The following is a 16755-nucleotide window of genomic DNA, read 5'->3' as shown; positions in this document are numbered from 1 at the left end:
GGGGCTGCTGATCGCGATACCGCCCCCACCGGCGCCCGGGGCGGTGGTGGCGGCGGCACGGCCCGGGGACCGTGCCGAAAGGTCATGCCTCCCGGCAGAGCAGCAGCAGCGCCCGGTCGTCGTTGACGTCCTTCGCGACCGCCTCGATCAGATGCCAGGCCGCGCCCTCGAAACCCGCCGCCACGTAGCGGTCGGCCTCGCCGGTCAGGCGGTCTATGCCCTCGCTTATGTCCCGGCCCGACGCCTCCACCAAGCCGTCGGTGAAGATCATCAGTACGTCACCGGGGCGCAGGTTGCCCTTGACCGGGTCGAACTGCGCGCCGTCGTAGACGCCGAGCAGCGGGCCCTCTGCGTCCATCTCCTCCCAGCGGCCGCTGCCCGCGTGCAGCTGGAGTGCGGGCAGATGGCCGGCCGACAGCAGCTCGTAGTCGCCGGAGTCCAGGTCCAGCACGAGATATATGGAGGTGGCGAAGCCCTCGTCCCAGTCCTGACGGAGCAGATAGCCGTTCGCCGCGGGCAGGAAGCCGTGCGGCGGCAGCGAACCGAGCAGACCGCCGAAGGCGCCGGACAGCAGCAGCGCACGGGAGCCCGCGTCCATGCCCTTGCCGGAGACGTCGGTGAGGACGACCTCCAGGGTGCGGCCACCGTTCGTACGGGCCGCGACCACGAAGTCGCCGGAGAAGGACTGGCCGCCCGCCGGGCGCAGGGCCATCTCGCGGTGCCAGCCCTTCGGCAGCCGCGGCAGTGCGCTCTGCACCCGGATACGTTCGCGCAGGTCGAAGAGCATCGTGCCGCCGCGCCGCCAGGGCACCCCGACCCGCGCTCGGAACTGGGCGATGAGCAGGCCGAAGAGACCGCAGGCCGCGACCGTGAGGACGATTCCGGGGGTGACTCTGGCCGGGCCTTCCGTGTACGGGCCGAGCACGACCGACTCGAGGATCAGGGCGCCTGCTGCCGCCGCGTACAGACCCAGCAGGCTCGCCGGGCGCAGCAGCAGACCGCCGGCCACGATGGGCAGGACCAGCGCCGCCGGGGAAACCCAGACGGGCATCACGATCGTGCCCCAGGTGAAGGCCGGAACGGTCAGCAGCAGACCGGCCAGCGCGATCCAGTCGGAGCCGTCACCCCGGAAGTAGTCGACACCGGATTTGCGCAGCGCGATGCGCGCCCGGTGCACTGCCTTCCGCAACCGGGCCGTGTACGAGTCTGCTGCAGAGCCGCGGGCCATTGCCGTGGACCTTATCCACCCGCCCGCCTTCCGTGCAGGGGGACCCCGGTGACAATGTGTTCGATATCGGGTCGCCCCGATGCCGCAGCCCTGGTAGGCATGGCATATGACAATCGAGTTGCGAGCGCTGCGTCCGTCCGAATGGAGCGGCTGGTACGGGAAGTTGGAGCTCGCCTTCGGTGGTGTGCCGGGGACCCCGGAAGCGCGCGAGCTGTATGAATCGCTCACCGAGACCGAGCGCTCCATCGGCGCCTGGGACGGGGAGGAGTGCATCGGGACGGCCGGGGCGTTCTCGTTCGGGGTATCGGTCCCTGGCGGCGCGATGGTGCCTGCCGCGGGTGTGACGATGGTCAGCGTCGCCGCGACGCACCGGCGGCGCGGGGTACTCACCTCAATGATGCGGCGCCAACTGGACGATGTACGTAGCTGGGGCGAGCCGCTCGCCGTGCTGACGGCTTCCGAGCCGGAGATCTACGGTCGCTTCGGCTACGGCATCGCGACCCAGATGGTGTCCGCGACGATCGACACCGTCCGGGCACGGATCGACCTCCCTCAGGGCGCGGACGACGTCCGCCTGCGCTTCGCGGACGTCCAGGCGGTGGCGCGCGAGTGCGAGGCGGTGTACGTACACAGCATCGGCTCACGGCCGGGCATGCTCGCCCGAAAGCCGGGCTGGGAGCGGCTGCCGCTGCTCGACCCTCCGGCCGATCGGGACGGCGCATCGCCGATGCAGTGCGTGGTCGCCGAGCGGGAGGGCGAGATCGTCGGTTTCGTGCGCTTTCACAACAAGCCGGAGTGGGGGCCGCGTGGCCCGAAGGGCATCATCACGCTGCGGCACATCGAGGCGCTCGATCCCGTGACGTACGCCGTGCTGTGGCGCTTCCTCCTCGACATCGACCTGACGGTGCAGGTGGTGGTGCGCAACCGGCCCGTGGACGATCCGCTGCTGCTTCTCGTCAATGACGTGCGGCAGTGCGAGGTGCGGGTGCGGGACGGTCTCTTCGTACGGCTGGTGGAGCTCGGGAGCGCGCTGGAGGCGCGTACGTACCAGACGCCGGTGGATGTCGTCTTCGACGTCACGGACGACTTCTGCCCGTGGAACGCCGGACGCTGGCGGCTGACGGGCGACCACAAGGGCGCATCCTGCAAGCGGACCGACGACGATGCCGATCTGGCGCTGTCCGTACGGGAGTTGGGTTCGGCGTATCTGGGCGGGGTGTCGCTGACCGCGCTGGCGGGAGCGGGGCGGGTGCGGGAGCTGCGGCAGGGGGCGCTGGCCGAGGCGTCGGTCGCGTTCGGCAGTGACCCGGCGCCCTGGTTGCCGCACGGTTTCTGACATCGCCCCTTGGGCGGGTCGGGGCGTGCTACCGGTACTGGCAGGCGGGGCACCAGAAGAGATTGCGTGCGGCGAGACCGGCGGTGCGGATCTCGCCGCCGCAGACATGGCAGGGCAGGTTTGCCCGGCGGTAGACATAGACCTCGCCACCGTGATCGTCGACGCGCGGCGGGCGACCCATCGCCTCGGGAGTGTGCTCGGGGCGGACGGTGTCGATGCGGTTGTTCCGTACGCCCTCGCGCATCAGCTCCACGAGGTCCGTCCAGATCGCGGTCCACTCGTCGTGGGTGAGGTCCTTGCCCGCGCGGTAGGGGTCGATGCCGTGCCGGAACAGGACCTCGGCACGGTAGACATTGCCGACACCCGCGATGATCTTCTGGTCCATGAGCAGTGCGGCAACGGTCGTACGGGATCGGGAGATACGTGCCCAGGCCCCGTCGGGGTCGTCGGCGAGCCGCAGCGGGTCGGGGCCGAGGCGGTCGTGTATCGCCCGCTTCTCGGGGTCGGTGATCAGTGCACAGGTGGTGGGGCCGCGCAGATCGACGTACGACTGCGGGTTCGCGAGCCGTAGCCGGACGGTGTCGGTCGGCGGGGGCGCGGGGGCGTCGCCGAAGTTCACCTTGCCGAAGAGGCCGAGGTGGATATGGACCCAGCCGAGCGGGCCGAAGCCGAGGAAGAGATGCTTGCCGTGCGCCTCGGCGGTCTGAAGGACCTGGCGGTCGAGAAGAGCGGCCGAGTCGGAAAACTTGCCCTGCGGGCTGGTCACCCGGACCTGCCGGTCCAGAAAACGCTCGCGGTGATCCTCGGCGAGGCGGTGAATCGTATGCCCTTCGGGCAAGGTGCGCTCCTGAGTGGGGTCCTCGAGCGCCGGACGGGACGGTCGGCCCGCCCGGTGCCTGAGGGCAAAACACAGCGTGCCACCCGCCGCGAGGGCTGGGCAGTCAGCGTCGTCCCAGCACTGAGGTCGGGGGCGTAGCCCCGGGTCAGCCCTGCGGGTGGTGCGCCGGGATCGGGGGGAGTTCGCCGGTGGTCTCGTACGCGGAGAGCATCTCGATCCGGCGCGTGTGACGCTCCTCACCCGAGTAAGGGGTGTTGAGGAAGATCTCGGCGAACTTGGTCGACTCCTCCAGCGTGTGCATCCGGCCGCCGATGGCCACGACGTTCGCGTTGTTGTGCTCACGGCCGAGAGCGGCGGTCTGCTCACTCCAGGCGAGGGCGGCGCGCACCCCCTTGACCTTGTTCGCGGCGATCTGCTCGCCGTTGCCGGAGCCGCCGATCACGATGCCGAGACTGTCCGGGTCCGCGGCCGTCTTCTCGGCCGCACGCAGGCAGAACGGGGGGTAGTCGTCCTGGGCGTCATAGATGTGGGGACCGCAGTCGACGGGCTCGTGGCCGTGGGCCGTGAGCCACTCGACGAGGTGGTTCTTGAGTTCGAAGCCGGCATGGTCGGAACCGAGGTACACGCGCATGTTCCGAGTGTGGCACGGAGGTAGCCGGGTAGCGGTGACCGGGGTCAGGACCTGTCGGGGCCGCAGGCCTCCGCTTATCGCCCGGACCTAACGATCCGAAAACGGGACTTCACACATCTGGAGTCGCGGGTTTGAATGCGGGGGCTCGTGACCCGAGTGCTCTCAAACCTAAGGATTCGTCCATGACCTCGCAGCAGACCCTCATGAAGGAAGGCGAGCAGGCCGGTACAACCGGTAAGCCGCAGGCCTCCGACGGTCTCCAGGCCGGACTCAAGAACCGGCATCTGTCCATGATCGCCATCGGCGGCGTGATCGGTGCCGGACTGTTCGTCGGCTCCGGTTCCGGTATCGCCGCGGCGGGCCCGGCCATCCTCCTGTCGTACGCACTCGTGGGCGCTCTCGTCGTCTTCGTGATGCGGATGCTCGGCGAGATGGCCGCCGCCAACCCGACCTCCGGCTCCTTCTCCGCCTACGCGGACCGGGCGCTCGGCCGCTGGGCCGGGTTCTCGATCGGCTGGCTGTACTGGTTCTTCTGGGTCGTCGTGCTGGCGGTCGAGGCGACAGCCGGCGCGAAGATCCTGGAGAGCTGGATTCCGGCGGTCCCGCAGTGGGGCTGGGCGCTCATCGTGATGGTCGTGCTGACGGCGACGAACCTCGCGTCGGTGTCGTCGTACGGTGAGTTCGAGTTCTGGTTCGCGGGCATCAAGGTCGTCGCGATCGCCGCCTTTGTGGTGATCGGTCTGCTGGCCGTCTTCGGCGTGCTGCCGGGCTCCGACAACCCCGGCGCGGGCTTTGCGCATCTGACGGACGCCGGCGGATTCATGCCGCACGGTGCGGGCGCGATTCTCACCGGTGTGCTGATGGTCGTCTTCTCCTTCATGGGCAGCGAGATCGTGACGCTGGCGGCCGGTGAGTCGGAAGACCCGCAGCGGGCCGTCACCAAGGCCACCAACAGCGTGATCTGGCGGATCGGCGTCTTCTACCTGGGCTCCATTTTCGTGGTGCTGACGCTGCTGCCGTGGAACGACAAGTCGATCGTCGAGAAGGGCTCGTACGTCGCCGCGCTCGACTCGATCGGCATCGCGCACGCCGGGCAGATCATGAACGTGATCGTGCTGACCGCTGTACTGTCCTGCCTCAACTCGGGTCTTTACACCGCGTCCCGGATGGCGTTCTCGCTGGGGCGGCGCGGCGATGCGCCGAAGGTTTTCGCCCGGACGAACGCGCGGGGCGTGCCGCAGGCGGCCATCCTCGGCTCGGTGGTCTTCGGCTTCCTCGCCGTCTTCTTCAACTACAAGTGGCCGGACACCGTCTTCGCGTTCCTGCTGAACGCGTCCGGCGCGGTCGCCCTGTTCGTGTGGCTGGTCATCTGTGTCACCCAGCTGAGGATGCGCGGAATCATCCTGCGCGAGTCGCCGGACAGGCTCGTCGTGCGGATGTGGCTCTTCCCGTATCTGACGTGGCTGACCATCGCGATGATCCTCTTCGTGCTGGGCTACATGGTCTACGACGGCGGCGACGCGCGGGAGCAGGTGCTGCTGTCGCTGCTGGTGGCGGCCGTCGTGATCGCTATCGCGGTGGGTCGTGAGTGGTTCGGCCGTGCGTCGGCGGGCGTAGAGCTGGATCAGAGCGGTGTGAAGGACTCGGTCACCCGGTCGTAGGTGGTCTGCGCGGCGGGCCGGGCGGCGGCGTCGTACCAGATGTTGAGCTGGTACGACTTGCCGCCGGCGGTGAAGCCGAGCTGGCGGGCGCGCCAGGGCGCGCCGTCCTGAGTGAAGACGTACTCCCAGATGATCGCGGATCTGCCGCGGAAGGCGGTGCGTTCCAGGCGGAGCTTGCGGTAGCCGGGAGCGTCGTGGCTTTCGCGCTCGAACTGCTGCCATTGGGTGAGGAGATCGCCGCCTCGTGCGAGAGCGTACGAGGCGGCGATTTCTTGTTTCCCGTCAGGCGAGTGGTAGTGGACGTTGGAGGGGCTTTTCGCGCTGCGGGTCCAGGCTTTGGGGGGTGCCCAGGCGAAGCCGGTCTCGCTGCGGGTGCCGGGCGGTGGGGTGGCGGGGGGTGCTTGGGAGGTACCGGCCACGGTAGGGGGCGGCGTGTTGGCTTCGAGGCTGGTGTCGGGGTGCCGGGCCTGACCCTGGTCCTGGTCCTGGTCCCGGTCCTGGGAGGTGAGGACGAGGACGACGGTGACGGAGACTGCGGCGAGGGCGGCGGCGGCGGTTGCGATGAGGGTGCGGGTGCGGGGCCTCGGGACTGCGGCGGGCTCCGCGTGCGGGGTGCGGGGAGTCTGTTCCCCCACCCCGCCCCTTGCCTGAACCGGGGGCAAGCCCCCGGGCCCCCGGGTTGTGTGCCCGGGCGTACGGGCGGCGTCGCGCTCCGTCTCGCCCGCGGGCGCAGGCTCCGCAGGCGCGGGCTCGGGCTCACGCGGGTCCGGCGGGGGCTCCAAGAGCGGCGAAGGCGGCACTGGGGACGCGACCGACAGCGTCGGGACGTACGTCGAAGCCGCCCTCGTCAGCAACGTCTCCAGTGCGTCCAGCGTCGGGCGCGCCTCCGGGTCCTTCACCAGCAGTGACGCCAGCACCGGGGACAACGGGCCCGCGCCCGGCGGGAGTTCGGGATCCTCGTACAGCACCGCGTGGAGCGTCGCCAGCGTCGTCGGGCGGGCGAAGGGGGACTGACCCGCCACCGCCGCGCACAAGGTGGCGCCCAGCGACCAGAGGTCCGACGCCGGGCCCTGCGGGCGGCCGCCCACCCGTTCCGGGGCCATGTAGTCCGGGGAGCCGACCAGCATCCCCACCACTGTCAGGGCTGTCGCGTCCTGGATCGCGGCAATGCCGAAGTCCGTCAGGACCACCCGCCCGGACCGGCCCAGCAGTACGTTGCCGGGCTTGATGTCACGGTGCAGCACTCCTACCGCGTGAACCTCGCGCAACGCCGCCACCAGGCCGAGGCCGATGCGCGCAGCCTCGCGCGGGGACACCGGGCCGTCCTCCACCAGGAGACGTTCCAGGGATCGGGATTCGACGAGCTCCATCACGATCCACAGCCGGTCGCTCTCCTCGACCACGTCGTAGACCCGGACCACATTTGGGTGATCGATACGCGCGGTCGCACGCGCCTCGCGCAGGGTGCGTTCACGGCGGATACGGGTGTCCTCCGCGTCCGCATCGTCCATCCGCATCTCTTTGACCGCGACCGGCCGGTCAAGCATGACGTCGGCCGCACGCCACACCCGCCCCATTCCCCCCTGCCCAATGCTTTCGTCCAGCCGGTAACGCCCCACCACTAATAGCCCTGGAATTCCCGGCATTCCCTTCCTCCCCGTCGTACCCCTCTGTGACCAGGACAGAAGCATGAACTTTCCCCCATGACAGCATAGTTCGCCGCAATCTTGTGGAACCCTTCTCGTACGCACTGCCCGATGTGCATCAAGGGGGCTGGGAAATGCAGGGATTGAAAAGGCAAGGAAAATACTCGGGGGTATTCGTCGCTGTCATTGCGGCGACCGTACTGACTCTTCCGCTCAGCGCGTACGCCGCCGACGACCCCACGCCCGGGAGCAGCGAGGGGGGTTCCCCCGGGCCCGCCGCACCCGCGGACGTGAAGATCACCACTGAGCTGCCGGGGAAGATCACCGTCGAGAACAAGAGCCAACAGACCTCGGTGACGGCGAAGGTCAAGAACAGCGGGAGCAAGGACAGCGGACCCATCACCCTCTCCGTCGTCGGGTTCGACGGCATGCGCATCACCGGCGTCGAGGGCTGCGTGCCGATCCCCGAGGCGCGCCTGCCTCAGGGCTCCAACAGCGGCTTCGCCTGTGTCATCGACAACCTCGCGGCCGGCAAGGACCGTTCGTACCGGGTCGCCGCGACCTTCGACCTGCACAAGACCGGCAAGATCTGCCTCCCGGTCACCGCCGGCACCGGTGACAAGCTGATCTGGCAGCAAGGACCCGTCCCCTTCGGCACATCGCAGCCGACGCCCAACGCCCCCGACACTCCGCTGCTGCTCGGCACTGAGAACGTGCCCTTCGGGCCGGAGAAGCCGCCGGCCGCCGAGCTGCCGCGCACCGGCACTCCGGACGGCACACTGCCGCTCGGCCTGGCCGCACTCGCGCTCCTTGCGATCGGCGTCACGGGGATCTGGTGGACGACCCGGAGCGAACGCTAAGCAGGTGGGCCCGCGACCTTCATCGGTCGCGGGCCCAGTTCGCAAGTTGACGGCTTCTCAAAAGTTGGCAGCGGCTGCCCGGTGTCGGAAAAGGCTGTCGGCGTTGTCAGCCCCGCCGGCCGATGAGCTTCCAGGCCGCCGGCAGCGCGCCCATCGCCAGCGCCGCCTTCAGGGCGTCACCGATCAGGAAGGGAGTGAGCCCCGCGGCGACGGCCTGCGAGAGCGTCATGCCGGTGGCCAGCGCGAGATAGGGGACGCCGACCGCGTAGATGATCACGGAACCGACCGCCATCGCGCCCGCGGTGCGCAGCATGGAGCGGTCGGCGCCGCGGCGCGCGAGGGCGCCGACGACCGTGGCGGCGAGCATCATGCCGAGGATGTAGCCGAAGGACGGCATCGCATAGCCGGAGGTGGCCTGTGCGAACCACGGCACGCCCGCCATTCCCGCCACCGCGTAGAGCGCGAGGGAGAGGAAGCCGCGGCGGGCACCGAGGGCGGTGCCGACGAGGAGAGCCGCGAAGGTCTGGCCGGAGACGGGGACCGGGGAGCCGGGGACCGGGACCGCGATCTGGGCCGCCATGCCGGTGAGCGCCGCGCCGCCGAGGACGAGCGCGATGTCCTTCGTACGCGATGCGGGCAGCAGGTCGGCGAGAACCGCTCCAGGACGGGAGATGACGGAAGCAGTGCTCATCGGGGCTCCGCGGTAGTGAGGGCAGGCAGGGACACTGTGACGCTATCCCGCGGAGAATCACTCGATCACCGTCAGCCGCCGACAAAGGCCGAGTGAGCGACTTGGTGGGGATCACACAAAGGCCGCCCGTCATGCGCAAGTTGGCGTGATGCTTGTCACTGAGGTCGGAGCGGAGTGGGTCCGTTTTGCCCGGAGGGGCGGGCTCCGGAGCGACTGTGGGGTCCCGCCAAAGCGGCTGCTGCGGCGGTCCTGAGCACGGCGGTACGTGAGGGTCGGGTGGGACGTGAGTAAGTGTTCACCTTGTGTGAGCGTCGTGCCCGTATAGCGGACATTCGTTCCTCATGAGCGGACCGTTGCCCAGACTGATCACTTCCCCCTCAGCTAGTGAACAGGGCATGCCCATGTCTCGGACTTCCGCGCCCGCGCCCGTCGACCAGCAGGCCGACGCATCGCTCTCGCACGGACTCAAGCAACGCCATCTCTCGATGATCGCCCTCGGCGGCGTCATCGGCGCCGGACTCTTCGTCGGATCCGGCGCCGGCATCGCCGCGGCGGGCCCGTCCATCGTCATCGCCTATGCGATCTCGGGCCTGCTCGTCATGCTGGTGATGCGCATGCTCGGCGAGATGTCGGCGGCGAACCCGGCATCCGGCTCCTTCTCCGTGCACGCCGAGCGCGCGATCGGCCCCTGGGCAGGCTTCACGGCGGGCTGGGCGTTCTGGTTTCTGCTCTGTGTGGCCGTCGGCCTCGAAGGCATCGGCGCCGCGAAGATCATGACGGGCTGGCTGCCCGGCACCCCCGAATGGGCGTGGGTCGCCCTCTTCATGCTGGTGTTCTGCGGCACCAACCTGGCCGCGGTGAAGAACTTCGGCGAGTTCGAGTTCTGGTTCGCGGCGCTCAAGGTCGGTGCGATCACGCTCTTCCTGGCCATCGGCGTGCTGGCGATCCTCGGCGTGCTGCCGGGCACCGACGCACCCGGCACCGCCAACCTCACGGGCGAGGGCGGCTTCATGCCGAACGGCTCAGAGGGCCTCGTCGTCGGTCTGCTCGCCTCCGTCTTCGCGTACGGCGGCCTGGAGACGGTCACCATCGCGGCGGCCGAGTCCGAGCACCCGGTGCAGGGCGTCGCCAAGGCCGTGCGTACGGCGATGTGGCGCATCGCGGTCTTCTACATCGGCTCGATGGCGGTCATCGTCACGCTGGTCCCGTGGGGCGACCCGAAGGTCGTCGAGAAGGGCCCGTACGTCGCGACCCTGGACCACCTGGGCATCCCCGGCGCCGGCCAGATCATGAACGTCGTCGTGCTGGTCGCCCTGCTCTCGGCGATGAACGCCAATGTCTACGGCGCCTCCCGCATGGCCTGTTCGCTGGTGGCCCGCGGCCAGGGCCCGAAGGCGCTGGGGCGGACTTTCAGCGGGGTGCCGCGGACCGCCGTGCTGGTCTCGTCCGTCTTCGGCTTCGCGTGTGTGCTGCTCAGCTACTGGCGGCCGAACGACGTCTTCATGTGGCTCCTCAACATGATCGGCGCGATCATTCTGGTCGTCTGGATCTTCATTGCCGTCTCGCAGCTGGTACTGCGCCGCCGTACGGAGCGCGAGGACCCGTCGAAGCTGGTCGTGAAGATGTGGCTGTACCCGGTGCTGACCTGGGTGGCGCTGGCGGGGATGGCAGCGGTGTTCGTACTGATGGCGCGCGAGCCGGACACCCGTACGCAGCTGTACTACTCGGGTGGGCTGACGCTGGCGCTGGCGGTTGTCGGGTACGTGCGCCAGGTCGCTTCCCGCGGCGACGCGGCGGCGGTCGGCGCGGAGGCGAGCGGCGACTGACCGAGGCCGTAACGGCACAGCACACCGGACCCCCGGGCCACCACGGCCCGGGGGTCCGGTGCGTCCGGCAAGCCACCGACGCTCCGGAGTCCCGGGACCAACGCCTGATCATCATCCGGCCTTCCTGCTGCTAGCGTGCACTTGCATAGAATGTGCAATAAGTAGTGGGAGGGACCGGAGAGACATGGCCATTTACACGCTTCCTGAACTTCCGTACGACTACGCGGCGCTCGAACCGGTCATCAATCCGCAGATCATCGAGCTCCACCACGACAAGCACCACGCGGCCTACGTCAAGGGCGCCAACGACACCCTCGAGCAGCTGGCGGAGGCCCGCGACAAGGAGCAGTGGGGAACGATCAACGGCCTGGAGAAGAACCTCGCGTTCCATCTCTCCGGCCACATCCTGCACTCGATCTACTGGCACAACATGACGGGCGACGGCGGCGGCGAGCCGCTGGAGAAGGACGGCATGGGCGAACTCGCCGACGCGATCACCGAGTCCTTCGGCTCCTTCGCCAGGTTCAAGTCCCAGCTGACCAAGGCGTCGGCGACCACGCAGGGCTCGGGCTGGGGCGTTCTCGCGTACGAGCCCGTCAGCCGCCGGCTGATCGTCGAGCAGGTCTACGACCACCAGGGCAACGTCGGCCAGGGCTCGGTGCCGATCCTCGTCTTCGACGCCTGGGAGCACGCCTTCTATCTGCAGTACAAGAACCAGAAGGTGGACTTCATCGAGGCGATGTGGCAGGTCGTCAACTGGCAGGACGTGGCGAAGCGCCATGCCGAGGCGAAGGAGCGCACGCCGCTGATCGTGCCGTAGGCCATGGATCGTCCTGCTCGTGATCGTCTTCTCAACCTTCACCTGCAGGCGGAGTAACGAAGGGCCCCCGCGAGGACGTGGGCGGTTTCTAGGGGTCGTTGCAACACGTGGTCGGTTGTTCAGGCCGCGAGGAGTTTATGCAGGCGCTCGGCTGGGGTTTCCCAGCCGAGCGTTTTGCGTGGCCGGCCGTTGAGCTGGGCGGCGACGACGTCGAGGTGGTCGCGGGTGTGGACGGACAGGTCGGTGCCCTTGGGGAAGTACTGCCGCAGCAGGCCGTTGGTGTTCTCGTTCGATCCGCGCTGCCAGGGACTGGCCGGGTCGCAGAAGTAGACGGGGACGTCGGTAGCGAGCGTGAAGCTCTTGTGGGCGGCCATCTCGCTGCCCTGGTCCCAGGTCAGGGACCGCTTCAGGTGGGCAGGCAGCCGCTGCACGGTCTCTTGGAGGGCGTCGCGGACCTGCTCGGCGCCGCGCCCGTCGGGCAGGTGCAGCAGCATCACGTAGCGGGTGGCTCGCTCGACGAGGGTGCCGATCGCTGAGGCGCTGTCCTTGCCGATGATCAGGTCGCCCTCCCAGTGGCCGGGCACCGCCCGGTCTTCCGCCTCGGCCGGGCGGTCGCTGATCATGACCATCGGGTCGGTGAAGCGGGGCTGGCGGCAGTTGGCCTGCCGGTGGGGCTTGCGGCGGGCGCGGCCACTGCGCAGGGCGCCGGCGAGCTGTCTGCGTAGTTCTCCGCGTCCTTGGACGTAGAGGGCCTGGTAGACGGTTTCGTGGACCACGTGCATCTCCGGCCGGTCGGGGAAGTACCTGCGCAGAGCGTGGCAGATCTGCTCCGGGCTCCACCGTTCGTCCAGGCCGGCCTGGATCGCGGCCCGCAGTTCGGGGTTCTGGCCGATCTTGCCCGGCTTGGGGCGGGGCCGGCGGCCATCGGCGCGGGCCTGGGCGGCGAAGGGCCGGTACTGCCCGTTTCCCGGGTGCCGGTTGCGGCGGATCTCCCGGCTGATGGTTGAGGGGCTGCGTCCCAGTTCGACGGCGATCGCGCGGATCGTGGCCTTCTCCCGCAGCCGGTCGGCGATGTGGATCCGCTCGGCCTCGCGCAGGTACCGCGAGGGTACGGAAGGCGGCACCACCGAACGGATCGGTGGTGCCGCCTTGTTCCCGCCGGACGGGTTGCGTCCGTATCGCCAGCGCTTCCCGGTCCGCCGGTTGATCCCGACGATCCGGCACGCTTCCGTATTGCTTACGCCCTGCTGCACGAGCCGGAAGTATGCCGCCCGCTCACGAGTGAGCTTCTTGCGTCCCTGCGGCTGCCGGTCCTCGCGGATCTCGAAGTCCATCGCACCCCTTGAACTGGGGTGTTGCAACGACTCCTAGAACCCAAGCGTGACTCGCGGGGGCCCTTCCCTGCGCAGGCCGCGCACGGACCGCGCGGCGCCGAGCTGTCAGTCGAAGCTCGGGCCGGCGGTGCGCGTCCGCTTGATCTCGTAGAAGCCGGGGATGGACGCCACCATCAGCGTGCCGTCCCAGAGCTTCGCCGCCTCTTCGCCCTTCGGGGCGGGCGTGACGACCGGGCCGAAGAAGGCGAGCTGCTTGCCGTCCGCGCCCGGGACCGCGATGACCGGGGTGCCGACCTCCTGGCCGACCTTGTCGATGCCCTCCTTGTGGGAGGCGCGCAGCTCGGTGTCGTACGCGTCCGAGTCGGCGTAGTCGATCAGATCCGCGGGCAGGCCGACCTCGTCCAGCGCACCCGCGATCGCCTCGCGGGTCGCGCCCTCGCCGCGGTTGTGGAAGCGGGTGCCGAGCGCGGTGTAGAGCCTGCCGAGCACCTCGTCGCCGTACTTCTGCTGCGCGGCGATGACGACCCGGACCGGGCCCCACGCCTGCTTCATACCCTCGCGGTACTTCTCCGGGAGCGTGTCGAGCTTGGGTTCGTTCAGCACGGCGAGACTCATCACGTGCCAGCGGACCTCGACGTCGCGGAGCTTTTCGACCTCGAGCATCCAGCGGGAGGTCATCCAGGCCCACGGGCACAGGGGGTCGAACCAGAAGTCCACGGGTGTCTTGCCGTTCTCGGACATGCTTCTCCTCATCAGGGACGTCGTGCGCCTCGAACGGGCAAACGCCACCTGCCGCCGGTCGATTCCCGGATACCGCGTGCCAGGAGCACATGGGAGGATCGGTCCTGTTCGAACGAGACACGAAGGAGTGCCCGTGCCCGGTGAGAATCTGTCCCGCGACGAGGCCCGCAGGCGGGCCGAGCTGCTGTCCGTCGACGGGTACGAGGTGGCCCTCGACCTGCGTTCCGCGGTCGGCGATGCGCCGGCGGGCTCCGGGCCCCGCACCTTCCGTTCGGTGACGACAATCCGCTTCCGCTGTCCGCAGCCGGGCGCCTCGACCTTCGCGGACCTGATCGCGCCCGCGGTCACCGAGGTGACGCTGAACGACGAGAAGCTGGATCCGGCCGCGGTCTTCGACGGCTCGCGGATCGCGCTGAGCAATCTCGCCGCGGAGAACGTGCTGGTGGTGGATGCGCAGTGCGCGTACAGCCGTACGGGTGAGGGGCTGCACCGGTTCGTCGACCCGGAGGACGGCGAGGTCTATCTCTACACGCAGTACGAGCCGGCCGACGCCCGCCGGGTCTTCGCCAACTTCGAACAGCCGGACCTGAAAGCGCCGTTCCGTTTCGAGGTGACCGCGCCGGAGGGGTGGACCGTCTGGAGCAACGGGGAAGGCACGCTCGGCGGGGACGATGTGTGGCGGTTCGCCGGGACGAAGCCGATCTCGACGTACATCACTGCGGTCGTGGCCGGCCCGTACCACTACAAGACCGATGTCTACACGCGGACGTTCGATGGGGGTACCTCCCAGGCCGAAGGCTCTGGGGGAGGCACGACGCTGGAGATCCAGCTGGGCGCGCTCTGCCGCAAGGGGCTGGCCAGGCACTTCGACGCGGACGACATCTTCCTGGTGACGAAGCAGGGTCTGGACTTCTTCCACGACCACTTCGACTACCCCTACCCCTTCGGGAAGTACGACCAGGCCTTCGTGCCCGAGTACAACCTCGGGGCGATGGAGAACCCGGGGTGTGTGACCTTCCGCGAGGAGTTCATCTTCCGCGGGAAGGTGACGCAGGCGTCGTACGAGCGCCGGGCGAACGTCATCCTGCACGAGATGGCGCACATGTGGTTCGGCGATCTGGTCACCATGGTGTGGTGGGACGACCTGTGGCTGAAGGAATCCTTCGCGGACTTCATGGGCTCCTTCTCGATGGTGGGCGCGACCCGGTTCAGCAACGGCTGGATCACCTTCGCCAACAACCGCAAGTCGTGGGCGTACCGGGCGGACCAGCTGCCGTCGACGCATCCGGTCACGGCCGACATCCGTGACCTTCAGGACGCGAAGCTCAACTTCGACGGGATCACGTACGCGAAGGGCGCGTCGGTACTGAAGCAGCTGGTGGCGTACGTCGGGCAGGACGCGTTCCTGGAGGGCGCGCGGCGCTACTTCAAGCGCCACGCCTACGGCAACACGCGTCTGGCCGACCTGCTCCTGGTCCTGGAAGAGGTCTCCGGCCGTGACATGGCGTCCTGGTCGCGGTCCTGGCTGGAGACAGCGGGTGTCAACTCCCTGACTCCCGTGGCGACTTACGACGCGGGCGATCGGATCACCGAGCTCGCGGTGGGGCAGGACGGCGATGAACTGCGGCCGCACCGGGTGGCGGTCGGGCTGTACCGGAACGAGGGGACGGACCTGGTGCGTTACGCCAGGGCCGAGGTGGACGTCACGGGTCCGCGGACGGTCGTCGAGGCGCTTGCCGGCGCCGAACGGCCCGACCTGATCCTGGTCAACGACGACGATCTGACGTACTGCAAGATCCGCTTCGACGAGAGCTCGCTGGCCACGCTGAGGGCGCGTCTCGGCGCCATCACGGACCCCCTGGCGCGGGCACTGTGCTGGTCGGCGCTGTGGAACCTGACGCGGGACGCGCTGATGCCGGCGCGGGACTTCATCGACCTGGTGCTGCGGTTCGCGGGGCGCGAGTCGGACATCGGGGTGCTGCAGATGCTGCACGCGTGGGCGCGTTCGGCGCTGGTGCACTATGCCGCGCCACCGTGGCGCGAGGAGGGCGGACGGCTGCTCGCGCAGGGCGCACTGCGGGAGCTGCGGCTGGCCGAGCCGGGGAGCCAGCACCAGCTGACGTGGGCGCGGTTCTTCGCGGCGACGGCGACGTCGGCGGCGGATCTGCAGCTGCTCGACGGGCTGCTCGACGGCACGGCGAAGATCGACGGGCTGGACGTGGACCAGGAGCTGCGCTGGGCGTTCGTGGAGCCGCTGGCGTCGCACGGGGCGGCGGACGAGTCCTTCATCGCGGCGGAACTGGCCCGCGACGACACGGCCTCGGGCAAGCGCCACCAGGTGCGCTGCCTGGCGGCGCGGCCGTCGGCGGCGGTGAAGGACCAGGCGTGGGCGCAGGTCGTGGAGTCGGACTCGCTCTCCAACGCACTGGTGGAGGCGACGATTTCGGGCTTTGTGCAGCCGGGGCAGCGGGAGCTGCTGGCGCCGTACGCGGCGAAGTACTTCGATGCGATCGAGCGGGTGTGGGAGGAGCGGTCGATCCAGATCGGCATGGACGTGGTGAAGGGCTTGTTCCCGAGCCTGCAGGACGACGAGTCGACGCTGACGGCGACGGACGACTGGCTGTCCACCCACACGGGGGCGGCCCCGGCCCTGCGTCGTCTGGTGCTGGAGGCGAGGGACGACCTGGCGAGGGCGCTGCGGGCCCAGGCGTGCGACGCGGCGTCGGGCGCGGCCTGAGGGATTTCGCCCCCGCGCCGCGCCGCCCCTTCCCTGAACCGGGCAAGCCCCCGGCCCCCGGCGGTGCGGCTGCTTCGCGCCGCGCGGGGGCGGGGTTCACGCAGTGCGCGGCAGCTTTGCGCCGCGCGCTGGACGGCGCTTGGTTGCGCCTCGCGCCGCCCGCGCTCGGCGCGCGCGAAGCTGCCGCTCCCCGGGCCGGCACCGGGCCTCGCCGAACGCACGCGCTCGCGGCGCGAAGCTGCCGCTCCCGCGGGAGGAGGTCGGGGCCCACCGCACCCCCGTACGGCGTCCCGCCCTACGAGGTCCGGGGCTTGCACCCGTAACGGGAACGAGCCCCCCGGCACCACGCTCGGCGGCGCGAAGCCGTCAGTCCCCGGCGCCGGGCGCGCCCCGCACACCGCACCTC

General features: G+C 69.4%; 13 protein-coding genes. 6 read left to right on the top strand and 7 right to left on the bottom strand.

Annotation, left to right across the window (positions count from 1 at the left end):
- Window positions 1–82: 82 nt before the first annotated feature.
- The gene (locus OG729_RS26050; protein ID WP_360885095.1) at window positions 83–1228 is read right to left on the bottom strand and encodes a PP2C family protein-serine/threonine phosphatase; all 1146 of its coding nucleotides are present in this window, start codon (window positions 1226–1228) and stop codon (window positions 83–85) included.
- 106 nt (window positions 1229–1334) lie between these two features.
- Between OG729_RS26050 and OG729_RS26045 the strand changes: the two genes are divergently transcribed.
- Window positions 1335–2564 carry a GNAT family N-acetyltransferase gene (locus OG729_RS26045; RefSeq protein WP_405808289.1) on the top strand — a complete coding sequence of 410 codons (1230 nt, stop codon included), beginning with the start codon at window positions 1335–1337 and terminating at the stop codon, window positions 2562–2564.
- A gap of 28 nt (window positions 2565–2592) precedes the next feature.
- Here the strand turns inward: OG729_RS26045 and OG729_RS26040 are convergent, their stop codons facing one another.
- Together OG729_RS26040 and OG729_RS26035 are read right to left on the bottom strand one after the other, a co-directional pair.
- Entirely contained in the window at window positions 2593–3402 is an 810-nt protein-coding gene (locus OG729_RS26040) for an Fpg/Nei family DNA glycosylase (protein ID WP_405808288.1), read from the bottom strand.
- A gap of 145 nt (window positions 3403–3547) precedes the next feature.
- Complete coding sequence (locus tag OG729_RS26035) at window positions 3548–4033, bottom strand: ribose-5-phosphate isomerase (protein ID WP_360885104.1); 486 nt, start codon at window positions 4031–4033, stop codon at window positions 3548–3550.
- 182 nt (window positions 4034–4215) lie between these two features.
- Here OG729_RS26035 and OG729_RS26030 point away from each other — a divergent pair, with 182 nt between their 5' ends.
- A complete protein-coding gene (locus OG729_RS26030) occupies window positions 4216–5694 on the top strand; it encodes an amino acid permease (RefSeq protein ID WP_405808287.1) in 1479 nt (492 codons plus the stop codon).
- Here the strand turns inward: OG729_RS26030 and OG729_RS26025 are convergent.
- Window positions 5658–7271, bottom strand: a complete 1614-nt coding sequence (locus OG729_RS26025) for a serine/threonine-protein kinase (RefSeq protein WP_405808286.1) — start codon at window positions 7269–7271, stop codon at window positions 5658–5660. The two genes, OG729_RS26030 and OG729_RS26025, sit on opposite strands and share 37 nt — an antisense overlap.
- Window positions 7272–7474: 203 nt before the next feature.
- On the opposite strand from OG729_RS26025, the gene OG729_RS26020 reads away from it, so the two are divergent.
- The gene (locus OG729_RS26020) at window positions 7475–8200 is read left to right on the top strand and encodes a hypothetical protein (RefSeq protein ID WP_405808285.1); all 726 of its coding nucleotides are present in this window, start codon (window positions 7475–7477) and stop codon (window positions 8198–8200) included.
- 106 nt (window positions 8201–8306) lie between these two features.
- Here OG729_RS26020 and OG729_RS26015 read toward each other — a convergent pair whose 3' ends face one another.
- On the bottom strand, window positions 8307–8891 hold the full coding sequence (locus tag OG729_RS26015) for a biotin transporter BioY (RefSeq protein ID WP_405808284.1): 585 nt from the start codon (window positions 8889–8891) through the stop codon (window positions 8307–8309).
- A gap of 401 nt (window positions 8892–9292) precedes the next feature.
- Here OG729_RS26015 and OG729_RS26010 point away from each other — a divergent pair, with 401 nt between their 5' ends.
- Together OG729_RS26010 and OG729_RS26005 are read left to right on the top strand one after the other, a co-directional pair.
- Window positions 9293–10717 (top strand): amino acid permease, encoded by a 1425-nt coding sequence (locus tag OG729_RS26010; protein ID WP_405808283.1) that lies wholly within the window; start codon window positions 9293–9295, stop codon window positions 10715–10717.
- 184 nt (window positions 10718–10901) lie between these two features.
- Window positions 10902–11537, top strand: a complete 636-nt coding sequence (locus OG729_RS26005; protein ID WP_405808282.1) for a superoxide dismutase — start codon at window positions 10902–10904, stop codon at window positions 11535–11537.
- A gap of 119 nt (window positions 11538–11656) precedes the next feature.
- On the opposite strand, the gene OG729_RS26000 is transcribed toward OG729_RS26005, so the two are convergent.
- Both OG729_RS26000 and OG729_RS25995 read right to left on the bottom strand, forming a co-directional pair.
- Window positions 11657–12871, bottom strand: a complete 1215-nt coding sequence (locus tag OG729_RS26000) for an IS30 family transposase (RefSeq protein WP_405803418.1) — start codon at window positions 12869–12871, stop codon at window positions 11657–11659.
- Between the two features lie 105 nt (window positions 12872–12976).
- The gene (locus OG729_RS25995; RefSeq protein ID WP_405808281.1) at window positions 12977–13612 is read right to left on the bottom strand and encodes a DsbA family protein; all 636 of its coding nucleotides are present in this window, start codon (window positions 13610–13612) and stop codon (window positions 12977–12979) included.
- 133 nt (window positions 13613–13745) lie between these two features.
- Here OG729_RS25995 and pepN point away from each other — a divergent pair, with 133 nt between their 5' ends.
- Window positions 13746–16349 carry an aminopeptidase N gene (pepN, locus tag OG729_RS25990; protein WP_405808280.1) on the top strand — a complete coding sequence of 868 codons (2604 nt, stop codon included), beginning with the start codon at window positions 13746–13748 and terminating at the stop codon, window positions 16347–16349.
- Window positions 16350–16755 lie beyond the last annotated feature (406 nt).

Source organism: Streptomyces sp. NBC_00210, assembly GCF_045160975.1.
In the GTDB taxonomy this organism is placed as follows: domain Bacteria; phylum Actinomycetota; class Actinomycetes; order Streptomycetales; family Streptomycetaceae; genus Streptomyces.
This window is presented reverse-complemented; position numbering and strand designations above follow the sequence as displayed.

Coding starts and splice junctions, on each gene's coding strand:
- OG729_RS26000 (WP_405803418.1), bottom strand. CDS start 12,871: ATGGACTTCGAGATCCGCGAGGACCGGCAGCCGCAGGGACGCAAGAAG.
- OG729_RS26010 (WP_405808283.1), top strand. CDS start 9,293: ATGTCTCGGACTTCCGCGCCCGCGCCCGTCGACCAGCAGGCCGACGCA.
- OG729_RS25995 (WP_405808281.1), bottom strand. CDS start 13,612: ATGTCCGAGAACGGCAAGACACCCGTGGACTTCTGGTTCGACCCCCTG.
- OG729_RS26005 (WP_405808282.1), top strand. CDS start 10,902: ATGGCCATTTACACGCTTCCTGAACTTCCGTACGACTACGCGGCGCTC.
- OG729_RS26030 (WP_405808287.1), top strand. CDS start 4,216: ATGACCTCGCAGCAGACCCTCATGAAGGAAGGCGAGCAGGCCGGTACA.
- OG729_RS26045 (WP_405808289.1), top strand. CDS start 1,335: ATGACAATCGAGTTGCGAGCGCTGCGTCCGTCCGAATGGAGCGGCTGG.
- OG729_RS26015 (WP_405808284.1), bottom strand. CDS start 8,891: ATGAGCACTGCTTCCGTCATCTCCCGTCCTGGAGCGGTTCTCGCCGAC.
- OG729_RS26020 (WP_405808285.1), top strand. CDS start 7,475: ATGCAGGGATTGAAAAGGCAAGGAAAATACTCGGGGGTATTCGTCGCT.
- OG729_RS26050 (WP_360885095.1), bottom strand. CDS start 1,228: ATGGCCCGCGGCTCTGCAGCAGACTCGTACACGGCCCGGTTGCGGAAG.
- OG729_RS26035 (WP_360885104.1), bottom strand. CDS start 4,033: ATGCGCGTGTACCTCGGTTCCGACCATGCCGGCTTCGAACTCAAGAAC.
- OG729_RS26025 (WP_405808286.1), bottom strand. CDS start 7,271: ATGGGGCGGGTGTGGCGTGCGGCCGACGTCATGCTTGACCGGCCGGTC.